This window comes from Brevundimonas diminuta ATCC 11568 (assembly GCF_000204035.1).
GTDB lineage: Bacteria > Pseudomonadota > Alphaproteobacteria > Caulobacterales > Caulobacteraceae > Brevundimonas > Brevundimonas diminuta.
The window spans coordinates 305,630-309,298 of the sequence record NZ_GL883086.1 but is presented as its reverse complement, the minus strand read 5'-3'; the positions used below and the strand labels follow the sequence as shown (position 1 = coordinate 309,298).

Genomic DNA, 3,669 nt, shown 5'->3' with positions numbered 1-3,669 from the left:
CTGGACGGACTGCGCGTTAGCGTTCTGATCCCCGATCACGACGAGACCTTCGTCGGAGAGCAGGTCGCCTTCGCCACGCCGCACGGCCCCGTCCGCGTCGCGCCCCTGACGATCGACGGCGCGGCCTTCGAGAATGGCGACCACGCCGCCCTGCTGGCCGCCGTCTCGACGCTGGAGCCGCTGCTGGCGGCGCTGGAAGACGCAGGCGCCGAGGCGCTGACGCCCGTCGGCGTGCGTTCCGACACGTTCGATACGGCGCACGTCGAGGTCCGCCTCAGCGACGGCGAGCGCACTTTGCATGAGGCGCGCCTGTCCCTGCCGCCCGTATTGGCCCTGCGTCTGCGCCGTGTCGGCGATCAGCCGCCGGGGCTGAACCTGCCCCTGCCGATTCGTCTGCTCATCGAGGGGCCGCGACTGTCGCCCGACGATCTGTCGAGCCTGCGCGCGGGCGACCTGCTGCTGATCCCCGCTCTGGCCGGGGCCTGGACCGCGCGCCTGTCGATTCCCGGCGGGACGGCCGTCGGCCTGTTCGACCCCGCGTCCCGAAACTTCACCCATCAACGCAAGGAAAGCCGCATGACCGAGGCCGCCGCCCCGCCTGCCGAAGACGAGCACGGACTGACGCCGGGGGCCGACACGCCGATCGCCGTGACGGTCGATCTGGGCGAGACCGCCGTACCGCTGAAGACCCTGACCGAGCTGCGCCCCGGCGCCATCCTGCCCCTGACCGGACTGGACGCCGAAATGCGCGTCACCCTGCGCAGCGCCGGCCAGGCCTTCGCGCGCGGCCGCCTGGTGTCCCTGGGCGAGGCCTACGCCGTGCTGATCGACGCCGTCGCCGACCCGAAGGAGGCCGTCTGACATGGACCTGTCCCAGTTCTCGCCGGGATCGGCGCTCGTCACCGTCATCCTGCTGGCGCTCGCGCCCTTCGTGGCGGTGATGGTGACGTCCTTCACCAAGATCGTGGTGGTGCTGTCCCTGCTGCGCAACGCCCTGGGCCTGCAGCAGGTGCCGCCGAACATCGTGCTGAACGGCATGGCGCTGATCCTGACGCTCTACGTCATGTTCCCGGTCGGCCAGCGCATGGCCGAGGCCACCAACCACATGCCGCCCACCGCCGCCCTCAGCGACACCCAGCAATTGTTCGCCTATGCCGACAGCGCCAAGGAACCGCTGCGCGACTTCCTGATCAAGCATTCGTCCGAGCGCGAGCGCGCCTTCTTCCTGCGCACCGCCCAGCGCATCTCGACGCCTGAAAAGCGCGCCGAGATCACCGCGCGGGACTTCCTGGTCGTCGTGCCCGCCTTCACCGTGTCGGAGCTGGCGACGGCGTTTCAGATCGGCTTCCTGATCTTCCTGCCCTTCCTGATCATAGACCTGGTGGTGTCCAACATATTGCTGGCGATGGGGATGATGATGCTGTCGCCGACCACCGTCTCCCTGCCGTTCAAGCTGCTGTTGTTCGTGCTGATCGACGGGTGGGTGAAGTTGTCCCACGGCCTTGTGCTCAGTTACGTCTAGGAGAGCGCCCCATGATGAACGCCCAGGCCATTGAGCTCGTCAATCAGGCGCTCTGGCTCGTCCTGTTCCTGTCGGCCCCGCCGATCATCGCCGCCTCCATCGTCGGCCTGATCGTGGCGGTGATCCAGTCGGCGACGCAGCTTCAGGAACAAACCCTACAGTACACGGCCAAATTCTTCGCCATCGTGCTGACCCTGTTCGCCACGGCGGCGCTGATCGGCGGCTCGCTGTATCAGTTCAGCGACCGCATCTTCACCGAGTTTCCGGCCCTGGTGCGCCGCTAGGTGTTCGAAGGTCTGGACAGTCTGTTCCACAACGCCATCCTGGTGGCGGTGTCGACCACGCGGGTGGCGACGACCTTCCTGCTGATGCCGCTGCTGTCGCCGCAGACGGTTCCGGCGATGGTCCGTAACTCCATCTTCCTGGTGTTCGGCTTGGCGGTGCTGACCATGCAGCCGCAGGTGGCCCAGATGACCATGCCGACGGTCCAGTGGATTCTGCTGTTCGGCAAGGAGGCCCTGGTCGGAGTGGTCATCGGCTTCTTCTTCGCCACCATGCTGTGGGCGTTCGAGGCCGCCGGCCAGATCATCGACACCAAGGTCGGCGCCACCATGGCTCAGGTGGTGGACCCGCTCAGCGGCCATCAGACCTCGCTGAACGGCGAGTTTCTGGGACGGCTGGCCAACTTCGTCTTCATGTTCTCGGGCGGCCTGCTGCTGTTGGTCGGCACCATACTGGACAGTTTCGTCATCTGGCCCATCGGCAGCCTGACGCCGGTGCTGACCATGAGCAGCCTCAGCCTGTTCGAGGGCGAGTTCACACGGCTGATGACCCTGGCCGTGCTGTTCGCCTCGCCGGTTCTGGTGGTGCTGTTCGTCACCGACGGCGCCCTGGGCCTGGTCAACCGCTATGCGCCGCAGCTGAACGTCTTCTCCCTGTCGCTGTCGATCAAGGCGTGGCTGGCGACCCTGATCATCCTGATCATGATGACTGGCCTGGTGCAGACCCTGCTGAACGAGATCATGGGCCGCCACGACACGGTTCTGGAGGTGTTGAAGGCGATGGGACGGCGCTCAAGCTAGGAAGCTAGGGTCGTCCCTAATGGGGACCGTCCCGACTGTGAAGCCCCGCCCGCGCATGGTCCGATGCCGGTCAGCAAGATCAACCTCGGGGCTACACGATGACCAGCATCAACACCGCCTTCTCCAACGCCGTCGGGACTCTCGTGCTCGGCGCGGTCGCCGACCGCATGGCCACGGCGGCCAACTTCGCCCAGATGGGCTTTCAGCTGGGCGTGATGCTCAACGGCGCCTTCCAGCCCGCCGCCCCCGCCTTCTCGGCCTCCATGCCCCAGGACGGCAAGGCCACGGTGGATCTGGGCGACGGCTATACGCTGGAGATCAACGAGGCCAACTCCGAGTTCGTGGTGCGCGACGCCGACGGCAACGTCACCCAGATCTGGGGCGATCCGCACTTCAACTACAACGGCCGGCACGTCGGCGACTTCTGGGACACCATGACCCTGGAACTCGAGAACGGAACCAAGATCACCGTCAACACCGAGCCCTTCGGCAACAATCCCAACGCCACCGTCACCAGCCAGCTGGTCATCACGCGCGGCGACCAGGCCATGATCATCGACGGCGTCAGCCAGAACCGGCTGGGCGACCTGAACATCAGCATGAGCAACAACGGCTACGCCATCGACGCCGCCTATCGCGACGGCCTGACCATCCGCGAGGACGACGCCGCCAGATCGGGCTGGACCAGCGGCATCACCGGCGACGCCGTCAGCCAGGAAGACTTCAACCTGACCAAGATCGGCAACGCCGGCCTGCCCGAGGCGCTTCAGGCTTTCAGCGACGCCCTGCGCGGCGTCCTGGGCGCCTGGCTGCTGACCGGCGTGTTGAGCGGATTGGCCGAAGCCCTGGGCGGCGCCTCTGAAACCAGCGAGCCCGGCAGCCCGCGCGTCGCCCTCGGCCCAACGCCGACGCGCTGAACTTACCTGCGGTTCAGCGCGGAACCCCGCGGACTTCGGTCCGCGGGGTTTGCTTTGTGTCACAGCAAGGGATCGCGCTCAGCGTCTGTCCAATGAAGCGGTCGCGGCGTCCACCGTGCGGGCGAACTGTTCGACGGCGCTGTCGCGG

General features: G+C 66.7%; 5 protein-coding genes. All 5 read left to right on the top strand.

Annotated features, from left to right (window positions below):
• Window positions 1-861 (top strand): FliM/FliN family flagellar motor switch protein (locus BDIM_RS05330; RefSeq protein ID WP_040345110.1); only part of this gene is annotated, 861 nt, incomplete at its 5' end.
• 1 nt (window position 862) lies between these two features.
• Complete coding sequence (gene sctR / locus BDIM_RS05325) at window positions 863-1,522, top strand: type III secretion system export apparatus subunit SctR (protein ID WP_003164548.1); 660 nt, start codon at window positions 863-865, stop codon at window positions 1,520-1,522.
• A gap of 11 nt (window positions 1,523-1,533) precedes the next feature.
• The gene (gene sctS, locus BDIM_RS05320) at window positions 1,534-1,806 is read left to right on the top strand and encodes a type III secretion system export apparatus subunit SctS (RefSeq protein WP_003164547.1); all 273 of its coding nucleotides are present in this window, start codon (window positions 1,534-1,536) and stop codon (window positions 1,804-1,806) included.
• Complete coding sequence (sctT, locus tag BDIM_RS05315) at window positions 1,807-2,604, top strand: type III secretion system export apparatus subunit SctT (protein WP_003164546.1); 798 nt, start codon at window positions 1,807-1,809, stop codon at window positions 2,602-2,604.
• A 98-nt stretch (window positions 2,605-2,702) separates the two neighbouring features.
• The gene (locus BDIM_RS05310) at window positions 2,703-3,521 is read left to right on the top strand and encodes a DUF1521 domain-containing protein (protein ID WP_003164545.1); all 819 of its coding nucleotides are present in this window, start codon (window positions 2,703-2,705) and stop codon (window positions 3,519-3,521) included.
• Window positions 3,522-3,669 lie beyond the last annotated feature (148 nt).

Coding starts and splice junctions, on each gene's coding strand:
- sctR (WP_003164548.1), top strand. CDS start 863: ATGGACCTGTCCCAGTTCTCGCCGGGATCGGCGCTCGTCACCGTCATC.
- sctS (WP_003164547.1), top strand. CDS start 1,534: ATGATGAACGCCCAGGCCATTGAGCTCGTCAATCAGGCGCTCTGGCTC.
- BDIM_RS05310 (WP_003164545.1), top strand. CDS start 2,703: ATGACCAGCATCAACACCGCCTTCTCCAACGCCGTCGGGACTCTCGTG.